This window comes from Stieleria bergensis, assembly GCA_007745635.1.
Lineage (GTDB): Bacteria > Planctomycetota > Planctomycetia > Pirellulales > Pirellulaceae > Stieleria > Stieleria bergensis.
Window position 1 is genome coordinate 4,844,115 of record CP036272.1, and the last position, 20,861, is coordinate 4,864,975.

Genomic DNA, 20,861 nt, shown 5'->3' on the forward strand with positions numbered 1-20,861 from the left:
TATTACCGCATGCATGCGCAAAATCCTCATCACACTCAACACAATGGTCAAAACAAATACAGCATGGGAAAATCCACAAAACGCTTGACATCTAACACAGCCGCTCCCGCAAGCGGGAGGCTGTTGTTGATCGGAGAACCGTTGACCATTCGTTGACTGAACTCTCCCGCTTGCGGGAGAGTCGAGCCTAAGCGAGGTGAGGGTAAAGTGGTTGGCAACGCCGACCACAAGCAGCCACAACAGAACCTTCCCGCAAACGCGAGGGGGTTGTTGTTCGGAAAATTCGTTGACTGAACTCTCCCGCAAGCGGGAGGTTGTTGCTGAAAAAACCGCGGCGAACGCCAAAACCTCTGATCTCGACCTGGCGGATGATCGCTCGTCGTGAAAACTTTTCCTCCAGGAGCAGATTGACGGGCCTCGTGCAGTCACGGCCTGCTGACTCTACAATGGTGACCCAGGCTTATCTTCCCCTCTCTCCCCGGCGAATCTATGACTCGATTGCTTTCCGCTGTCGCACTTTGCTTTCTGCTTGCCAGCTCCACTCTGCCTGCCGCAGAAAACAACAACTCAAAGCCACCAAACTTTGTGTTTATCTTCTCGGATGATGTGAACCGCGATAGCTGGGGTGTGTACGGCAACCCGGATTGCAAGACTCCGAATATTGATCAGCTTGCAAAAGAAGGCATGCGATTTGACGGCGCTTACTGCAGCGTCGCCATGTGCGCTCCGTTTCGACAAGAACTTTACAGCGGCCGTTCTCCGTGGCGTACAGGCACACTGGCTAACCACTCCAAATCAACGCCCAATACAAAGAGCCTGCCGCACTATTTGAAACCGCTGGGCTATCGCGTCGGCCTACTGGGCAAGACTCACGTCGGTCCGCCGCAAGCGTATCCGTTTGAGTACATCAATAACAAAGCAAAGGACAACGACACTTATTTCAACGCGTTCAAATCATTTGTTGACTCCAGCACCTCCGAAAAGAATCCGTTCTGCCTATTCGTTGCCTCACATGACGGGCATGCACCGCACACCGCGGGTGACGCATCGCAGTACCCACCAGAAAAACTTACCGTCGCTCCGTACTGGCTTGATACACCGCAGCTTCGCAATGGACTGAGCAAGTATTACGCTGAAGTCACGAACTTCGATGCCTTGGTCGGTCGAACTCGCGACTATCTCGAACAGCAAGGCTTGCTTGACAACACGGTTTTTGTCGTTTGCAGTGAACAGGGGATTCAATTTCCATTTGCCAAATGGACCTGTTACGACAATGGCTTGCACATCGGCTTAATTGTTCGCTATCCACAAAAAGTGAAAGCAGGCAGCGTGGCCAAGCAATTGATTTCGCTAAGCGATGTAGCGCCAACATTCGTGGAATTGGCTGGCGGCAAATTGCAGGCCCCGCGTTGCGATGGCAAAAGTTTTGTCTCAGTCCTCGAAGGCAGCCAGCGAGCAATCAATCAATATGTCACCGGTGCCTTTACCAACTGCAACATTCTGGACAATCGCGACCGGATCTATCCCATTCGCTCGATTCGTGACCAGCGCTACACGCTGATCTACTGCCCTAATCACGAAAGCCTGACCTCCAATGTCACGCTTACCGGCGCATTGAACGTTCTGCAGAACACCAATGTCGAGACCAAGGATTCTGGCAATACGAACGTCGCAGCGTCTTGGGCAAAGCAAACCGCTGAGAACGACAGAGCTGCCTTTTTAGTTAACCGACTGTTCCATCATCCAGAGTTTGCACTCTATGATCGCCAGGCAGACCCGCTGGAAGAAACGAATTTGGCCCAAGATCCCAAACACGCCGAGACACTGGCTCGACTGAAAGCCGCGCTGATCAAGCACCTAGAGGAAGTGGGTGACAGCGATCCGATCGCCACCGAAAAGAAATTGATCAGCGGCAAAAAGAAAAAGAAGTAACCAGTTGGCGCGAGCAGAAGCTCCAATCAACCGCACTGCTTTTTGGTGCGTGCAAGCACGCACTCTACGTTTTTTGGTGCGTGCAAGCACAGCAACCTACGGTTTTTGGTGCGTGCAAGCACAGCAACCTACGTTTTTTGGTGCGTGCAAGCACAGCAACCTACGTTTTTTGGTGCGTGCAAGCACAGCAACCTACGTTTTTTGGTGCGTGCAAGCACAGCAACCTACGGTTTTTTGTGCGTGCAAGCACGCACTCTACGTTGCTTCAATAGCTACGGTACAGCTTCATTGCCAGTTCGGTCATGTTGTCGACCTTCATCTTTTCAATGACTCGCTTGCGGTGCCGATCAATGGTCTGATAGGTGACCAAGAACTGGCTGGCCAAGCGTCGTGACGGCACACCGAGCAGAAGGTGCGGTAGCATTTCACGCTCTTTGGGAGTCAACTTTGCAAAACAGCTACGCATTTCACACAATGAATCGTCGCCGTGCGAATCATAGTGAAACGCTTCATTGACTGCGTCACCGAGAGCCCGAGCGTCCAGTGGACGTGAAACCAAATCCAAGATCCCATGGCGCATCGCTTGATGCAGGGTGCGACGTGAACGATCCACTGTCACACCAATGATGGAAAATCGGATCCCTTGGTCAGCAAACTCTCGCACCGCTGACAAGAGATGCTCGCGTCCTTCATCGAAGTCCACGAGAACACAGCCCGGGCGAAATGTGCTTAGCTTGTGAAACACACCGCCCCAGTCACTGACTTCCGCCGTCTGAAATGACAGCGCATCAGGGAGAGATTGAACAGACAGTCGCGACGAGCGCAGCACTACCATGAATGGCTGAATCGCATAGACCGATTCAGCCACAGGACTTGCTTGGATCATAAGATGCCCCTTTTGATCGTTGCAGGTAACCGAAGTAATAAGTAGACGCGTCAGCGAAAGCAATTTGCCCTTAACTCTCGCCAAGCGTTTTTTGTTGTCGTCTTGAGGTTCTCTAAAAGGAAAACAGTAAGAAACCAATCTGGCCTTGAAGATCAACCTCAATCAAAACCCACCAGAAAGTAGCAGCCCGCCCCTCCCTGGCGAAGTCAAAATTAACAAATGTGCCGCATCCTGTGAAACACCAATCTGCGAAAAAAACTCAGGTGTTTCTAACTTTCTGCGCAAAGTACGCAGCGTCATCTCGCACCGGCGTGTCTGACACCGGCCCCCTTGATCCCTCTGCCCCCGATTTCAAAGCCAGTTCCTGACCCAGATTCCAAGGCGTCTTTTTTGCGAGCAAAAAAACAGAACCACGGAAATTTCCAGGCCATGAGAGACACCTTCATTGCACAAGCTTTCGCGTTGCCTCGCCCCTGTCGCTTGATGGGGAGCTTCGCCGATTGCGTCAGTCGGTCCCCATGATTCAACCGATCACCTTGGCGAGCTTCGTGAAAAAATTCTTGATCAGTGCTTCAGCGGCACGACCGGCGGACTGGCTGCGCGTGTTTCACGACTTGTCGGAGTCGGCCATTGGACGATTCTAGAGCCCAAAACGCGGTCCTTTGCTGGTCGCTTCCCTCTAGAAAACCCTGCCGCGTTACTCTATCAATCTGCATCGCTGGCAAACATAATATGCATTGTTTCCTGGATCGCCTGTTTCCTTCCCCCGTCGACCACTTTTCTATGTGCCTTCGAGTTCTGAGCTTTCGGTCTCTCTGCGTTCGCTTGCTATGCATTCGCTCTCGCGGTGAACATCCGTTGCGTTGCCGAGAGGCGATGATCGCTCTCACGATGCTTGCTTTGACAGGCTGGCTTGTGGTTGCTCAGGGTGAGGAAAAGATTTCCTTTAATCAGCACGTGCGTCCGATTCTGGCCAAGCATTGCTTTGCCTGCCACGGCTTTGATGAACAAGCGCGTGAAGGGGATTTGCAACTCGACGACCGAGCTGCAGCGATCGACGCCGGGGCCATTATGCCGGGCGCTCCGGAGCAAAGTGAACTGATCGCACGCGTTGTAACCGACGATGCAGACAGCATCATGCCACCTGCGGACTCGGGGGACGCACTCACCACACAAGAGATCGAGATTTTGCGGCGCTGGATTCGCGAAGGGGCTGGCTACCAGCAGCACTGGGCGTTCCATCCGTCTCGGCGCCCATCAACCAGCCAAGCCGGCGCGAATCAATCGCCTCATGCGATTGATTGGTTCGTCAATGAACGGTTGAAGGCTGCTGGGCTGACTGCAAACGAACCTGCCGATCGCATCACTCAATTGCGCCGTGTGTCGCTGGACCTCACCGGGCTGCCGCCGACGGAAAAGCAGATCCAAGCTTATCTCGCCGACGACTCTGAAAAAGCATACGAGAGGCTTGTCGATGAACTCTTAGCCTCCGATGCCTACGGTGAACACTGGGCACGTCCCTGGTTGGACTTAGCGCGCTATGCTGATACCAAGGGTTATGAAAAGGATCGGCCGCGCATCATTTGGCGTTACCGAGATTGGGTAATCGATGCCTTAAATCAGGACATGCCGTTTGACCAGTTCACGATTGAGCAGCTTGCCGGTGATCTGCTGGCTGATCCAACGCCTGATCAAATCTTGGCAACCGCCTTTCATCGAAACACGATGGAAAACGACGAAGGTGGCACGGACGATGAAGAGTTTCGAGTAGCAGCGGTAAAAGATCGAGTGGACACAACCATCCAGGTTTGGATGGGACTAACCATGGGCTGTGCGAAATGCCACTCTCATAAATACGACCCGATTAGCCAACAGGATTACTATCGGCTGTACGCGTTCTTCAATCAGACCGAAGACGCTGACCGCCAACAGCCGATTGTTCCCACACCAACCAAACAGCAGCAACAGCAACAACAGTCGCTTGAAACGGAACTGCAAACCCTTCAGGCAGAGCTTCAGCGTCTTCCAGAGGGATACACTGAGGCTTGGCAATCATGGAAAAAGCAATTTGACGACCAACCGTTGTGGGTGGCTTTAAAGGGGCCGCAGCTTGAATCCGAGCAGCAGTTGACTCTTGAGCAAGACGCCGAAGGCGTGCTGCATGTTCAGCAGGAACTGCCCGAGAAAGACACCTGGTCCCTGACGCTCGCGCTGCCTGCCGATCAAGAAGTGACCGCGTTACGCCTGGAGACGCTTCCCAAGCCCAAGAGCACAAAGTGGCAAGACCCAAACGTCGTGATCAATGAACTACAAGCCGAGCTGATCACGCCAGACGGACAATCGCAGCGACTAAAACTTGTGCGTCCGCGAGCTGACTTTTCGCAGCGGAACTGGGAAGTGCCCAAAGCGATCGATGGAGACCCCAAAACGGGCTGGGCGTTCTCTCCCAATGCAGCCAAGCCACACGCTGCGATCTTTGATTTTGAAAAAGCGATCAAACCCACAGCGGGCTCGCAGCTACGACTGAAGATCGTTCAGCAATATGGCATTGGATTGGTTCTTCGCGACTTTAAGGTGTCAGTCAGCTCCTATGCTTCGGACTGGCTGCTGGCGGAGATCCATCCACAGGCGAATCTGAAGCGTCTGTTCCAGCGCACCGTGTATGAACCGACGATCAAGTTGCACCAACGGATTGAAAGCACAAGAAAACAGATAACGGCATTGAATCAATCGATTCCCAAAACGCCGATCATGCGAGAGCTCCCAGAGACACGGCGTCGAGAAACCAAAATCCATGTGCGCGGTAACTTTCTTGATCGGGGCGATGTCGTTTCCGGAGCGATTCCATCGGCGTTTGGCACCCTGCCGGCGGAAGCTCCACAGAACCGGCTTGGTGTGGCCCAGTGGCTGGTGTCGCCAAAGAACCCGTTAACAGCTCGCGTTGCCGTCAACCGCGTGTGGGCACAACTCTTTGGAATCGGCTTGGTTGAAACGGAAGAAGACTTTGGCACGCAAGGCACTCTTCCATCACACCCGAAACTCTTGGACTGGCTGGCAGTTGAATTTCGGGACAACGGTTGGTCGCAGAAGCAGTTGCTGAAGACCATTGTGCTTTCGGACACCTATCGCCAGAGCGCTGTCACCAGCGCTGCGAAGATTGCGGCTGATCCACGCAACCGACTGTACTCACGCGGCCCGCGATTCCGTTTGTCTGCCGAAGAGGTTCGTGACCAAGCCTTGGCGGTTTCTGGCCTCTTGACTGAACGACTGGGCGGTCCCTCGGTCATGCCCCCGCAGCCCGATGGGGTTTGGAAGTCCACGTACAGTGGTGAGCAATGGCGCAATGCGACCGACGACAATCGCTATCGCCGCGGCCTGTACACTTACAAAAAACGGACCAGTCCCTACCCAGCCATGCTGACCTTTGATGCCGGCAGCGGCGAGGTTTGCCAGATTCGTCGCATTCGCACCAACACTCCGCTGCAAGCCTTGGTGACATTGAACGACACGGTGTATCTGGAAGCCGCCGGTGCCTTAGCCAAACACATGCAAGCCGCTGGTGAGACGCCCCGCGAGCAAATCGCCCACGGGTTCTCACGAGTCCTTATCCGACCAGCGCAAGCGATCGAACTCGATCGCTTGCTGATGGTTTACGAGCAGTTCGCAGACCTCTACAAGGACCAGCCCGAGCAAGCGAAACGCTTCCTCAAGTCCGCCGGGTTAGAAGACGGCGATCCACGTTTGGTCGCTGTTGCCAACGTGCTTTTGAACTTAGACGAAACACTGACCAAACCCTAAACCGTCGCCCAGAACGATGAATCTTTCCCAGAAACTACAACGAGCGCAAGCGGACACGCGTCGACAATTCTTTGCCCAGGCGGGCCTGGGGCTAGGTGCAATCGCGTTGAGCTCACTCCTGAATCAGGAAAGCCAGGCCGCCAAACCCAATTGGCAAATTCCAGCCAAGGCAAAGAACATCATTTATTTGCACATGGCGGGCTCGCCATCGCAACTGGAATTGTTCGACCACAAGCCAACGTTGTCACGGCTGCATAACACGGAGTGCCCCAAAGAATACTTGGAAGGCAAACGCTTTGCGTTCATCCGCGGCGTGCCAAAAATGCTTGGCTCACAGGCTCAATTCAAACAGCACGGCGAAAGTGGCCAATGGGTCAGCAATCACTTGCCCAACCTTTCCAAAGTGATCGACGACCTGTGCGTGATTCGTACCGTTCATACCGAACAGTTCAACCATTCGCCGGCGCAGCTCTTCATGCACACCGGAAACTCACTGCTGGGCTATCCAGCGATGGGTTCCTGGGTGACGTACGGGTTGGGCAGCGAGAACGAAAACTTGCCGGGTTTCGTGGTCTTGTCCTCTGGTGGCAAAACGCCCAGTGCAGGGAAATCACTGTGGGGCAGCGGATTTCTGCCAACCGTTTATCAAGGCGTGCAGTGCCGCACCGATGGCGGCGATCCCATCTTGTTTCTTTCCAATCCAGACGGCATGTCCCGAGCAGGCCGGCGAAAGACCATTGATGCGATTGCCGACCTCAACCGCTATCAGCATCAGCACATCGGCGATCCGGAAACACTGACTCGGATCGCACAGTATGAACTTTCCTTTCGCATGCAAATGTTCGTCCCCGAAGTCATGGACATCGGCAAAGAATCCAAGGAAACACTCGAGCTTTATGGTGCCCAGCCAGGGTATGTTTCCGAAGCAGAATCAGCCGCCGATCCCCGGCGGCTTTACAAAGGCAACGATCCCACGTTTGCCAACAACTGCCTGCTTGCCAGACGCTTGGTTGAAAACGGCGTCCGCTTTGTCCAACTTTACGACTGGGGCTGGGATCATCATGGTTCATCACCTGGCGAGTCAATTGACGAAACTCTGCCCATCAAGTGTCAACAAACCGAGCGTGCCATCGCGGGCCTGATCACCGACCTCAAGCAACGCGGGCTGTTTGACGAAACGCTAATCGTTTGGGGCGGCGAGTTTGGCCGCACACCGATGATGCAAAACAACGTCAACAAGGACCTGAAAAAAGGATTTGTCGGTCGTGATCATCACCCACATGCCTTCACCATGTGGATGGCCGGTGGCGGCATTCGCGGTGGCGCCTACGGGCAAACCGATGACATCGGTTATTACATCGCTGAAAACCCGGTCAGCGTGCGCGACTTACAGGCCACCATCTTGCATCAGATCGGGATCGATCCACACAAGTTCAGCTTCCCCTATCAAGGACTACAGCAACGCTTAATTGGCCCGACAGAAGAAGGCCGTGTGCTGAAAGAAATCCTCGCTTAGAGATCGCCAATGCGAGGCGAGAATGTCGTAGTGGACGCGATCGAAACAAAGAAAGCGAGAGCAAACGCACGTTCACTCTCGCTCATCAGATCGTCAACTAGATGCTCTGCCGCTTGATCACGCTCAGCGTCTGAGATTCCCCAGCGGCTCTCCTTCGCCGCAGGCAAGCTCGTGATCAAACGACGGGGACTAATTCACAGGATAACGTAACGTCTCCAGCTTTTTGAGCACCTCAGCGGCTTTCAGTGACTGGTAGTTGATACCGGCTGCGTTGAGGCTGGCTCCAGATTGGAACGGATAATCAGGGATCGTCTTTAGGAAGCCCTGAATGTATTCCTGAGCCGGCACGAAGGTCCACAAGTTGTCAGCGTACCAACGAAAGTAACCGAGCTCGCCTTCCTTCCACATCTTCTCGTACGGATCAGCACGCAGGTTAATGATCAACGGCCAGCCGGGAGTTTCTCGTACGCCGTTGGCGATGTTGCCTTGGATGGTGGCGAAGTGGATTTTCCAGTTTTGCACTCGAATCGCGTTGAGCTCTCCACCTTGACCGAAGTAGTAGATTTCCTTCCGCGGGCTCTCTTTGACCTCGCCTTTGAAGAACGGTAGGAAGTTATAGCCATCGGGATGGACCTTGAACTTCTTCTTGTTCGCAGTCATTCCTTCTTTCAGCTTATCAACGATCTTGTCATCGCCCGCAGCGGCCAACAAAGTTGGCATCCAGTCTTCTTGGGAAATGATATTGTTGTAAGTCGTTCCGGGCTTAATCACACCTGGCCAACGCACAGCCAAGGGGACTCGGAAACCGCCTTCCCAGGTCGTTCCCTTTTCGCCATGAAACGGTGTGATTCCCCCATCGGGCCAGGAAAAGGTTTCGGCTCCGTTATCGGTGCTGTAAATGACGATGGTGTTATCAGCAATGCCGAGCTCGTCTAGCTTTTCGAGCACTTCACCCACGTAGTCATCATGCTCGACCATGCCGTCCGGATAAAGACCAATGCCGGTGCGCCCCTGGGACTCCTTTTTCAGTCGTGTCCAGACGTGCATTCGCGTGCTGTTGTACCACAGGAAAAATGGCTTCTTCGCAGCGTGGTTGCGATCAACAAAATCCATTGCCGCTTTGTGGATCTCGCCGTCAACCGTTTCCATGCGTTTTCGCGTCAACGGTCCCGTGTCTTCGATGTCACCGTCAGCGAAACTATGGATCACGCCCCGTGGGCCATACTTCTTCCGAAACGCTGGATCTTTGGGGTAGTAGTAAGTCTCTGGCTCCTCTTCCGCGTTGAGGTGGTACAGGTTGCCATAGAATTCGTCAAAACCGTGCGCGGTGGGTAAATGCTTGTCTTGGTCACCGAGGTGATTCTTGCCGAACTGTCCGGTGGCATAACCATGATCTTTCAACAGGTCAGCGATGGTTGGGGTCCAATCTGGAATGCCGTGGTCGCTACCGGGCATCCCAATGGTCAACAATCCGGTGCGGAAGGGGTGCTGACCTAAAATGAATGACGCTCGACCCGCAGTGCAACTCTGCTGCGCGTAGGCGTCGGTAAAAAGTGCGCCTTGCTTGGCAATGCGATCGATATTCGGCGTGTGATACCCCATGATGCCATGGTTGTAGGCGCTGACGTTGTGCACCCCGATGTCGTCGCCCCAAATCACAACGATGTTGGGCTTATCCGCGGCGACACAACGGCTCATTATCGCTGGGATTACGCTAACGAAGGCCGCCAGCAAGAGCGTCAACCTCATCGTCGACGAAGAAAAACTTTTCATTCTTAGAACCTCAAAATCATTAACGGAAAGCGATGTAGTTCCTGCATCATACCTCCTGGTCCACAGGCCCGAGGTTCAACCCCACAATTATCAGCGATGATTTGACGGACATGAGGACTGAAACGGTCCGACAGAACCTTCGTTCAATTCAGACAAGTGTCCAGGACAACCGTGAATCACGGCAGGACGAAGCAGTTCGCTGGCGTGCAGCAAGAGACGAGTTCGCTCTACGAACAGCGAGCCGCGCTGAGTCTTAACGGAAACTACTTAATCGATCCTAACAAAGAGCCTCCGGTGACCGTCATCCGAGGCAGGCAGCAGAAACCTGCGGACGGCACTTGCAGCAAACCAGATCGGAAGAATCCCTGAGACCGCAGATCCTCGTTCTGCGAAAGCCTTGATGTTCGCCAACAGTCGCGAACACGAGACATTCGCTGCTGAGGCTTGCTCGCGCTGATTAACGGAAAGATGCTTTCAGCATTTCCACCGCTTTCTCTCGGTCCAATGTTTGACCAGCAGGCAGCTCATGCAGCAGCACCGCAAACGACAACTTGTACGTCTCTCCGCGTTTGATCGGAGTCTTGACATACGGTTCGCGGCGTTCACGAGGCTGCTTGGGAAATGGATTGGTAACAATCACTCCGTAATCTCGAGCGTGCAGCCAACACGGCCGAGGATTTTTGTCGCTGGACATCACCATCACGCCGGCTTGCTTGCCATCAATGGTGCCAAAGTAATCAAACCACTCGGCTTGCTTCCCCCAGATCTGAGCTCCATTTGTTTCGCCTCGACTGTTGATGATGGTTCCATCGCCGCCTTGAACACGCAGTGGTGAAGCCACACGCACGGCAAGCCCGGATTCCTCTTGATCACCAAAGTAGAAATCACGCTGATCGGAGACGTACTGCGCATCGATTCTCAGCAGCAGCCCCTCGGCGACCTTTTCAAAGCGATAAGTCGTTGTCTCTTCGCAAACCACCTGACGACCGTCCTGACTGATGTAGCGATTCAGTGCCGTGAAGCCACCGGTGTTCTTGTCGCCGCTGGGAAGCTCTAAATAGCGATCAAAGACCACCTTGGACGTTAAACGCCAGTAGTCGTTGCCGTTCAGATCGCCAAAACTAATCCACAGACCGGGATGCATGTTGGGGTGAATGATTCTGGATTTGTTCGCATGGCCTGGATCGATATCCTCAGGTTTACGTGGTGGAAAATTCCGCGTCACTTGCAGGCCACCGGGCGTGTGCACATTGACCAGTGCTCGACGGGTCAAGACGGGATGGTCTTTCAAGTACGTGGCAATGGGCTGCTTGCCATAGTTGATCTGCAACGCAGCATCGGATTCTTGAAACCAGAACCCCTGGCGATCGCCGGAGACTTTTTGAGTCATCAACCAAGCGGTCAAATCGGCAATCTGTTGGGCAGTCATCATGGAAGCAAATCCGTCGGGCATCGGCGAGAGCTTTGTCCCCGATCGTTGCTCGATGTCTTTTTTGTCGATGGTGGTGAGTTCACCTTCGGAGTTGGCTAGTTTAATGCTGCGTCCCGTTTCCTCGATCACGGCGCCAGAGAGTACTTGTCCATCGATGGTCAACACACGCTGCTGAGCAAAGCCTTCGGTGATCACCTTGCTGGGATGGACAATGGACTCAATCAACACCTCAGCAGTCTTGGCACGACGCCCAATGTCCGTCAAGTCGGGTCCCAGAACGTTGCCGATGCCCTGCATGCGATGGCATTTGTAACAACCGGCGCCCTGCGGGTGCAGAAACAACTCACGACCTCGGGCAGGATCAGCGGCGTTCATTGCCTGGGCCACCTGATCCACCGTGACTGCAGGCCCACCTGGCGGTCGTGCCAGGTTTGATTGCTTGAGAATCACGATGTAGTTTCCACGTGGAGAACCATTGGGCTGCACAATGTTTGCCCCCAAGGCAACCTCGCCAGCCCTGAATGATTTGGCATAAACACGGAAGTCCGGATCGCTTGTCTTGACGACCAATCCTGTGTCGGCAAAACCATCCGGTTCACCGAGCCTTAGCCAAGGCAGCGGCTGTTTGATCCTGACATCCACACCGACCATGACGGTCATGTCAGAATCAATTTCAAAGGACATCAGCCGTTTGGTCATCCGACGATCATCTGCATTGGCAGTCCTTAGAAACGGCAGGCCTCGCAAGGATTCTGGAACGTTAAGAATCTGATACTGGCGGTCGGTGTAATGCAGTTTGCCTTCCGAGAGACCGCCCCAATCCCATTGATAATTGCCACCGCTGTCTGAAGCAAACCGATGGACTGATTGACGATGGCGATAACGTGGGGTGGTACGAATCGTGTACTCAGCCGTCGTGGTCGCACCGGCTTGCGTGCGTCGCTGAAAGATCGAAAACCGCAACTTGGTATCTTGATCCAACACAATCGGCCCTTTGACTCGCATTCCCGTCACGGCAGGCGTCGACCCATCGGTGGTGTAGGTCAAGAAACTCTCTGGCAAGGTGCTCTTGGCCGTCACGTTCACCGGCTGTGAATACTCACCCGGTGGCGGCGTCAAAGTGATCAACGGTGCCCCCTTGCCGGTCTTTCGCAACCACAATTCAACCAGCCCCGCAACCTCTTGATCGCCATCAGCCCGCAGCGACTGGACTTCGTCAGCAGACAGCTTGTCCTGCAAAAACAGTCCTAAGAGGGCAGCCAAACGCACTCGCGGACGCGGGTCTTGAATCAGTGCTTTGCGTTCGGCTTCAGGAATCAGCTCAGCCATCGCGTTCCATCCAGAGTAGAACGCCACGCGATCGGTCTCGGCTGAGACCATGGCCGTCAATGCACTGGAAAGATCATCACGCTTTGCCTGCCAAATCGCTTGCACGGAAACGTGACGCAGGCGAGCTTCAGCGGAATCTAGCGCCAACACTTGATCGATTCGATCGGGTGCCACCAGGGCCAGGATGCGAATGGTTTGCAAGCGCACGTTGACTTGATCGCTTTGGCTTGCCGATAGCTTCATCAATGCCTCAGCGGACAATCGCCCCAAGGTCCACAAGCCCCAAGTTTGTTCAGCCTTGGTGACCGGTTCCCGCAAACGTTTCCTGAGGTAGGTGACCGCTTGTTCACCGCGCCGCAACAATTCGTTCTGCGCGTCGACTCGCCAGGCTGGGATGCTGCTGGAGAAATCGTCAAACAACTGATCCAAACTTCGTTCGCCGAGCGGCAAACTGCGATCAAACGTTTTCCAGTCGATCAGCTCGCTGGCCGCATGACGGATACGATAAACGCGACCGGCGTCGATTTGTTCTTGGCCCTTCATGGTTGCACCGTAGCCGTGTCCCCAGCTCAGAACATACAACGCTCCATCGGGTCCCACTTCAATATCGGTTGGTTCAAACACACGGCCTGAACCTTTGGCCAGAGAACGACCGCCGTCAGCGTGCGCCAATCGGCCGGGGAACTCCCCGCCTTGATGGCGAACCAAGGCGCCCTGCCATTCTGGGCGAAACACATAGATTTCCCGGCGCATCCAATCATTGACGAAGAACACGTCGCGATACTCGGCTGGGAAATGCTTCGCATGATAGTGAATCAGCCCCGCACCAGAGCCTTCGTACAGCGGCATGCTGACTGGCACCGTTGGCAAATGATCAATGCCTTTCCAATCAAAACTCCAAGGGTGTCCCCAACCAAAGTGAGCACCGTAAAAGGGCGCGAAGACTTTGTCGCCCTCGGTCTGATCGTTGTCGGTGCCCAAAAAGTCAAACCCATCATCAAAGCAAATGTCCCAGGGATTACGAAAGCCTCTTGAAACGATCTCCAGCCCACGCCCCATCTCATCGGTCACTTGCTTGCCAGCCTGGGAATACGGGTCACAGCGGAGGATCCCACCTTGCTGTCCCCAATCATCTTGCGGCGTGTGATAAGCGCGTTGATAGCTATCCTTGGTGTAGACCGTCACCGGTGGGTAATCGGGCGCCCCTGCTGGCGAAGGCAGTCCCCATAAGTCACGGAACGCTTTGGGAGCCAACTGATCGATGCGGTTGTATCCCTTGGAGTTTCCTTTGGACATGTAAAGCTTGCCATCGGGTCCAAAGTTCAGGCCATGCAGGGAATGCTCCAAATTCCCGAGCCCAGTGTAGACTTTGATATAAACATCTGCTTCGTCATCGCCATCGGTGTCGCGGACAACGGTAAAGTCCGGTGCATTGGCGACCCATAAGTCCGTGCCATGCCAGGCAATGCCTTGGACACTGTTAAAACCTTTGGCAAAGGTCTTCCGTGAATCAGCAATCCCATCGCCATCGCTATCGATCAAAATGTCAACGCGGTCACCAGCGGTCTCTGGCGTCGGCCCACGCCACTGCGGTCCTTGAGCAACACATAAGCGGCCCAAGCGATCGAAGGCCATCGCACAGGCGTTTCGAACCATTGGCTCTTTGGCAATCACGTCAACCGTAAAACCATCTGCCACGATGGGCAAATCGTCATCACCCGACAACACGGGCATCAATGCCCAGCACATTAACAGCGCGATCCAAACTCTCATGACTTGCTCTCCGAAAGATCCTTCACAGACATGCCTTCAACAAGGCCAGGTTGTACAGACACGCTAACAGTCGGGGCTTCCGCGTGCCCCAGACGCCAGATCAACTGGTCGACCGCTTGACGCCCAATTTGTTCGGCGCGGATATCAATGGTCGTTACCTCGGGATACAACCCCGACAATAATGGCAGTTCGTTGTTACACGAGATCAAGCTCATGTCGCGACCCATTTGCAGCCCGCGGCGAGCAAACGAGCGATAGACCATCGCCGTGATGCCATCTGCAGGACAAAAGATTGCCGTCGGCTTACTCCGTCGTTTCAATAGTCTTCCAACCAGCTTGTCGACCATCTCGACGTCGTCGACCGGGTGCAATGGCAGTGTCCAATCCTTGCTGTCGCCGACTACTTTTTCGACCTTTGCACCGCCCTCTCCAGCATGCCACGAAAAGCTCGCGCAGCGCTGGCTTAGGGTGACATGATCTGGTTTGGGATCAATGATGGCTAACCGGCGATGTCCGCGATGCAACAAATATTCAGCCGCCAACTTGCCCACTTCATGGTCGTTCGATTCAACGACATCACCCCAATCGGCGCCCAGAGGCCGCCCTAGAAACCACACGGTGGGAACGGCACGCAAACGTTCAAGCAATCCCGCGTCGGCTGATTCAAACAGTTTGCCCTGTAAGGCGGCCTTGGCTAAAACGCCATGCAGATTTTGCCGCACGATCGAGGTGGGAACAGAATCCACCGAAGGCACGTCAGATAACAAGACGTTTGCGCCGGCTTTGGAAAGCGCTGATTCCGCACCATGAATCCCACAGGCCACCGAGGGTAAGGTCGCCAACGAGCGATCCATGCCTAACAGTAACATTGCGATATTCTTTCGCCCCAGCTGCATCGCGTCGGGATCATGCTTGCGTTTTCGCAGCCGGCTGTAGCCCAGCTGATCGACAGCGTTCATCACACGGCGTGCAGTCTCTGCCGTCACATTTGGCTCGCCGCTAAGCACGCGACTGACCGTGCCGATGGAGACATCGGCGGCCTTGGCAACATCTTTAACTGTCGCTGGCATTGAAATTCCCTGCTTGGCTTCGAAAACAAATGCATCGAAAAGCAGTTTATTTCATTGAAACAAAAAGGCAACCGTCAGTTGGCGAGCATCAGGGCACGATAGACGCAGCGACTTTGGCTTCCTTTCGCCCTCTTCGACAACATAAACATACGAGTATTCCGATTAGGAACATGGCGAAAGTTGTCGGCTCAGGCGACTCCATGATCACATAACTTGCATCCAGTCCAGTGCCAAAGTTGACATTCACCACGTAAAGCAAAGGAGAAATTGCATAGATGCGGTTCGCTTTTTTTAATTTGTCCTCACCGTTCTTCCAGAAAACGGACGGTGTTTTTTTACCATAAAAGGCTAGGTCGTTAGCCCCCCCACCCAAACCTTTATCAATCGAATTCCCAACTGGCAGTTTGTCAGTCCCCGTCCAAGTGTTGCCGGAGTTGTTGGTTAAGGTCTGCGTCTTATTCATATTTACCAGAGGTTCTTCCCATAACTCCCGGTAATTGGATGCCAGCAAACCCGAATGCGTATTAAAAACCGGGTTGATCATGTCGATGGTAATTTTATCGGACGCGTAATCTGCATCGTCGTCGTATTGCGTGCTGGAATTGACCTCTGCACGGGTACCGCTGTTCGTTGAAAGAACCGCTTTCCAATCCCACTGATCGGCATCAGTAATTGAGGAATCAGCTGCACCTCCAAAGATGCTATTTGTCAGCCTTGCCTGAGTGTTGGCAAAGCTGTTGTAAGTTGCAATGTCCGAAGAGCGACCATCAATTTTCCCCTGCGTGGCAAACATTACCTTGAATCTCAGGACAACGCGAGCATTCGTGTTAAGCAGCGATACCCCATCTTTGTCCGTCAACCGGGAGACTTCATCTTCCGCCTCCGATACGATCGCATCGGCGGTGAACTGCGCTGAAGATGAATCGGCAACGAGTAACGAAATAAGCACAGGTAGACAAGCAACCAAACGCTTGACGACGGGCATCCGAAAATTCAGTTTTGTTATCAAATTCATTTTCCAACCTCCAGGTCACCGGAGAAAGTTTCGCGTGCTGCGGAGAGATAGTCGAGTGTACCGAGCAAGACAGCGTGCCCGGGATGTCTAGAGATTGCGATTCGCAGTTTCGAGTCGGCTAAACTCATCTGTGCCCCAGTCTCAGCGGCCAATGAAGCAAAGTTATTCGTAAACGTGAGATTATTCGGGTATCGTTCCACGAGCGTCAAGTAGATTCGCTGCGCTGCCATCTTTTCCCCACGCTCATTCAAATAGTCCGCATAAAGTTGCCATTCGTCTCGTCCAAGCGAATGCTGCTGATAGAATCGCCGGAGTTTCTTCGAAACAACTTCGGCTTCAGATTCAGAAGGTTTTTGTAGTCTGGTTAAGACGTAGAGGCACTCGGCGCTAGAAGAGCCATCCAGTCCTTCGCACAGCACATCGACAGAGAAACTCGCAACTTGGAAATCCGGAAGCGTGCTGCCGGAGGCGTCAACTTCTTCTTGCCAGGCCGCGATCGCATCAAGGCAAAGATCCAGCGTTGCTTCCGGCCCGATCGCCTGCTCCACCGCGGATAGGGCGGTAACCCTCAACTGTGGCGGCACTGCCAAGAACCAGTTCCTAACGACGTCACGTCGAGGGAGAAAACCGAGTTCTATTTCGGCGATTTCTAAATACCAACCCAAACTTGCGGCACAGCTCAGCAGGTGACGCTGGCTCTCCATCACAAGACGTTTGGCGGTTTGGACTTGACCTGGCCCGCCGGATTGGATCAGGAACGAAATGTATTCAGACAGAACGTCCAAGCGATAGCTTGACTCAAGGATTTGCTGAAACAAAGCGTCGGATTCCTTGCTAAGCAAGACTTTCTGACTCACTTTGACATCGCCCCTGCGTAACTCAAACAATAACGTAGCTAGTAAGCAACGCTGTACCGACCGACTCTCGGCGGCCTGATCAGTTGCCAGTAATTCACGACAAATCCTTCTGGCTTCACGACACTTAGCCAACTCGCGGGAGCGAATCAACCAATCAACGTAAAGCAATTTGTGTTGGCTTTTGGCATACTCTGACTCGTGCAGCAAACGTCTTAACTGTCCTTGCAAATCCGCTGTTTCAACACCATTGGCGTCTTCCTGTTGATGCCATTCAACTAGTTCGAATCCTAACACAAGACGTGCGTGCTCAGACTCAGGCCATTTCGCTACGATCGCCTTCAAGACGCTAAGGTGGTCGGCCTTCGAAACATTAGCTTTGTCGGCCAAGGCGACGTTGATTGCATTTTCAACGCTAAGCTCCAAAACACTTGCTTCCGCCACTTGGCTTAGCAGATACCTTTCGCGATCTTGGCCGCTCAGCAGAGCAGCAGTCCAATTCAACTTAACTTGTGGACTTAAGGGAGCACCTTCAACTTGCTGCCTAAACTTTTGGACTAATTCTGATTCTGGGAACTTGGAAGTCCAAGCTAACTTCAATTGCAAGAGTGACTCGAGCAGTGGGGAAGGACCGTGCTTCTCGGTGATCGATATCGCCTCGTCGAGCCATTCGAAAACCTGCTGTACTGGCAACGTTAACTGGTTCGGCCCTTGCCGATGAGCCAGTTGCCACGCCAATCTGCTTGCCAGATGAAGAGCATTAGCTCTTGCTTTCCCCTCGCTGTTTTTGAAGAGCTTCGCTAGGGATTCTTCGTCAACCCGGAAATCGGCAGCCAGAGAAAGATACACATTCGAGCGTGCCTGGTATTCATCAGTCACTCGGGAAAGCGGAGAACTCACATTGACCTCTGAGTCCATATCGACCGCATTCCCAGCGATCGATGCTGCCAACCCTAGATTGAAAGGGAGTGTTTGATCTTGTGCCCCCAAATACAAAGCCTGTCGGAAACACTCCTGAGCCTGCCGAGCAATTTGCGATCGGAGATCTCTTTTGGATTGCCGAATCGATCTTGCAAGCAACACGCGTCCGAGCGCCACATTAACTTCGCCCCAGTTAGGGCGGAGTTTTAAAACTCGCTGAAGATCACGCTCGCAACTTTCTCCAAATGTTCCTGACAGTTGTACGGGGTTACCCATTTCATTCCTGAAACCAGCATGTGCTTGAAGCATTAGTGTCAGGTCGACTCGCCCGGGCTCGTACTTTTCGATCAGCTCTGCAACTCGTTCGGAAACCTCTGGGTCGCTCGAATCCCGGGCCACCCTGTACAGAAATTCCCAATCGTTCAATGACCTACCAACTTGGCAAAGAAGCTTAAACCGAGTGTCGTCTGCACGAACAGAGACTGATTCCAAGAGCTTTTCCCCGAAAAACCGAACCCATTGCGGTGAAGCTGCAAGTTGGTCAGCCGTTCTCGTTAGAGTGGATGTTGCCGCGTCCAGTTTTCCATCGATTAACAAACAATGCACTCGGAGCAAATCGCCCGCCACGCTGGGCTTTGAGGTGCGATTCCCCAGGCTAAGTTGCTCCAAAAAGACGGCAGCATCCATCGGGGTCCGAATCCATTCAGCGTGTGAAGGCTTCAGTTCCGTTCGAGTAAGCTCCGACAAGATTTCCCTAATCTCGCCTTGGTAATTCTCGGACTGGATATGATTACCCCAACTGTCCTGATCAGCTGGAATCGAAGCTAACATCCAACGTAGAACGAACCGGTCTTCACTTTTTGTGCAATCGGCAGAGGCTAAAAGCGACCTAAGTAACCCAGCAGTATGTTCCCGGTCTGCAAGCGGGAACTCGCGGCGGTATTGGCTTTCCCAAACGCATCTTGCGATACGAAGTCGCTGCATCCACGTCGGCGAATCGAGAAGACGCAAATGGCGGAGTGCAGGTTGATAAGCGCCGACCTCCAGCCAGAGATCCGCCGCCATCGCATGACTTTCTTGACTCGAAGTGAGCTCGCAAACAAGTTCTTGGATCGAAGCGGCCTCACCAACACACCCCATCTTGATGAGCAGTTCTACTTCAAAGCGACGTCCAACTAGCGCCTGGTCCCTGGAGGCAGTTGCAATCAGTTGCCTCAACTGACTAATCTGATCCCAAGTCCCCTGCTCCTCATCAGAGGCGTAATAAAGAGACATGACATGCCATAACCATCTGGATTTTTCGTACTCTGCATGTTTGTCCCCGTTTCCCAATCCTGTCTGGCCTTCGATGGAAGCAGACGATAGCCTGCTACCCTGACAAGACAGCGCCTCGCCCCAGGCTGATAAAACTTCTTTCAAGTATGCCTTGTCAAAGCGAGACTCAACGGCGAGTTTAAACATCATCTCGTGGAGTCGCACGTTCTGCGGATGGCATTTCAACGAGTCGCTACCAAAGCGTCTGAGGTCCGCGTGCTTGGTTAACTTGGCAAGACAGTTAGCGTACTGTAATTCCAATTCGACGGGGTAGTCTTGAAGTGTTGTTGAGAAAACTTGTTCCCATGGCTTAAGCCACTTAAAAACGGACTCGGGAGATGATTCCGAGATCACAGGCAAAGTTAATTGCGCGAGCTCCAACTTACAGTTGTTCTCCATCCGCTGTTCAGCACTTACTTGCCTAGAGACTGAACTCGATTTCAGATGGCAGAGAGCTTCGTTTAAGGCGTCGGAAGTGACTTTCGACAACCACTTTGGATCGTCCACAACACTCTGATTAATAGCGAATCTCGCTGCAGCAAGCGTCGTTATAGCGTTGCGGCGTCGCTTGCACTCGACAATCATCGATTCTGCCAACGCAGCAGGCACGTCGACCGGGCCTGACAACGCCTGGTGAAAGTCGACAAACCGTAAAAACGCGACCAAACTACGATCGTCCACCAGAGCAAGATTTAGCTTGTCTTGTATCGCCGAGAAAATTGGCACCGATAATAATTCCCGAAATCCACTCGCTCCCTCACTCTCCTCCTCCAGTCGAAAGTTGCCCGCGTTTGGTAGCGTTTCGAAAAGGCATCTCGCAACCAAAAGTAACTCTGAACGGCGGTGGTAAGGTAGATCGCACCCAGGGTCGAGTAGCCGATGGTAAGCTTTGCGGGGATGCAACCCGCCTAGTTGCAACTGTCGCCATATCAGTCGTAGCCCCAAATCCTGTGCGGTTTGCTCTGAGATGCTGCCGCTCGGGAAATTCAAAACTCTCCGTAATCGCTGCTCTGCTTGATGCAACTGACGAGGTGTAGCGATTGGAGGCAAACCAATTAAGTCATCGAAGGCCACTGCCAATCGATACGCCACGTCCACCTTTTCCGGAGAAAGCGAAACCAGACGTTCGTACGCCTCAACACACCCCGGAAGATCGCCCGTTGACCATGCGGTTTCACCACGATGCTGCCAGTAACTAATCGCCCTCTGCTCGCCCAAACGACTGGCAGTCACAAAACCAATCACTAG

At 53.4% G+C, this 20,861-nt stretch carries 9 protein-coding genes; 3 read left to right on the forward strand and 6 right to left on the reverse strand.

Annotation, left to right across the window (positions count from 1 at the left end; translation table 11 throughout):
• Positions 1–489: 489 nt before the first annotated feature.
• Positions 490–1,932, forward strand: a complete 1,443-nt coding sequence (locus SV7mr_RS17130; RefSeq protein ID WP_145274887.1) for a sulfatase family protein — start codon at positions 490–492, stop codon at positions 1,930–1,932.
• Between the two features lie 265 nt (positions 1,933–2,197).
• Here SV7mr_RS17130 and SV7mr_RS17135 read toward each other — a convergent pair whose 3' ends face one another.
• Positions 2,198–2,818: a LuxR C-terminal-related transcriptional regulator gene (locus tag SV7mr_RS17135; RefSeq protein ID WP_145274890.1), complete on the reverse strand. Its 621-nt coding sequence runs from the start codon at positions 2,816–2,818 to the stop codon at positions 2,198–2,200.
• 891 nt (positions 2,819–3,709) lie between these two features.
• Between SV7mr_RS17135 and SV7mr_RS17140 the strand changes: the two genes are divergently transcribed.
• Entirely contained in the window at positions 3,710–6,616 is a 2,907-nt protein-coding gene (locus SV7mr_RS17140) for a PSD1 and planctomycete cytochrome C domain-containing protein (protein WP_419187520.1), read from the forward strand.
• Positions 6,617–6,632: 16 nt separating this feature from the next.
• A complete protein-coding gene (locus SV7mr_RS17145; RefSeq protein ID WP_145274896.1) occupies positions 6,633–8,132 on the forward strand; it encodes a DUF1501 domain-containing protein in 1,500 nt (499 codons plus the stop codon).
• Between the two features lie 189 nt (positions 8,133–8,321).
• Here the strand turns inward: SV7mr_RS17145 and SV7mr_RS17150 are convergent, their stop codons facing one another.
• The 5 genes from SV7mr_RS17150 to SV7mr_RS17170 form a co-directional block, all read right to left on the reverse strand.
• Positions 8,322–9,905 (reverse strand): arylsulfatase, encoded by a 1,584-nt coding sequence (locus SV7mr_RS17150; RefSeq protein WP_419187521.1) that lies wholly within the window; start codon positions 9,903–9,905, stop codon positions 8,322–8,324.
• Positions 9,906–10,362: 457 nt separating this feature from the next.
• Positions 10,363–14,439, reverse strand: coding sequence for a PVC-type heme-binding CxxCH protein (locus SV7mr_RS17155; RefSeq protein WP_145274899.1), 4,077 nt, complete (start codon positions 14,437–14,439; stop codon positions 10,363–10,365).
• Entirely contained in the window at positions 14,436–15,509 is a 1,074-nt protein-coding gene (locus SV7mr_RS17160; protein WP_145274902.1) for a LacI family DNA-binding transcriptional regulator, read from the reverse strand. The genes SV7mr_RS17155 and SV7mr_RS17160 overlap by 4 nt, the downstream gene beginning before the upstream one ends.
• An 88-nt stretch (positions 15,510–15,597) precedes the next feature.
• Positions 15,598–16,524 carry a hypothetical protein gene (locus tag SV7mr_RS17165; protein WP_145274905.1) on the reverse strand — a complete coding sequence of 309 codons (927 nt, stop codon included), beginning with the start codon at positions 16,522–16,524 and terminating at the stop codon, positions 15,598–15,600.
• Positions 16,521–20,687 carry a hypothetical protein gene (locus SV7mr_RS17170; protein WP_145274908.1) on the reverse strand — a complete coding sequence of 1,389 codons (4,167 nt, stop codon included), beginning with the start codon at positions 20,685–20,687 and terminating at the stop codon, positions 16,521–16,523. Before SV7mr_RS17170 ends, SV7mr_RS17165 begins: the two co-directional genes overlap by 4 nt.
• Positions 20,688–20,861 lie beyond the last annotated feature (174 nt).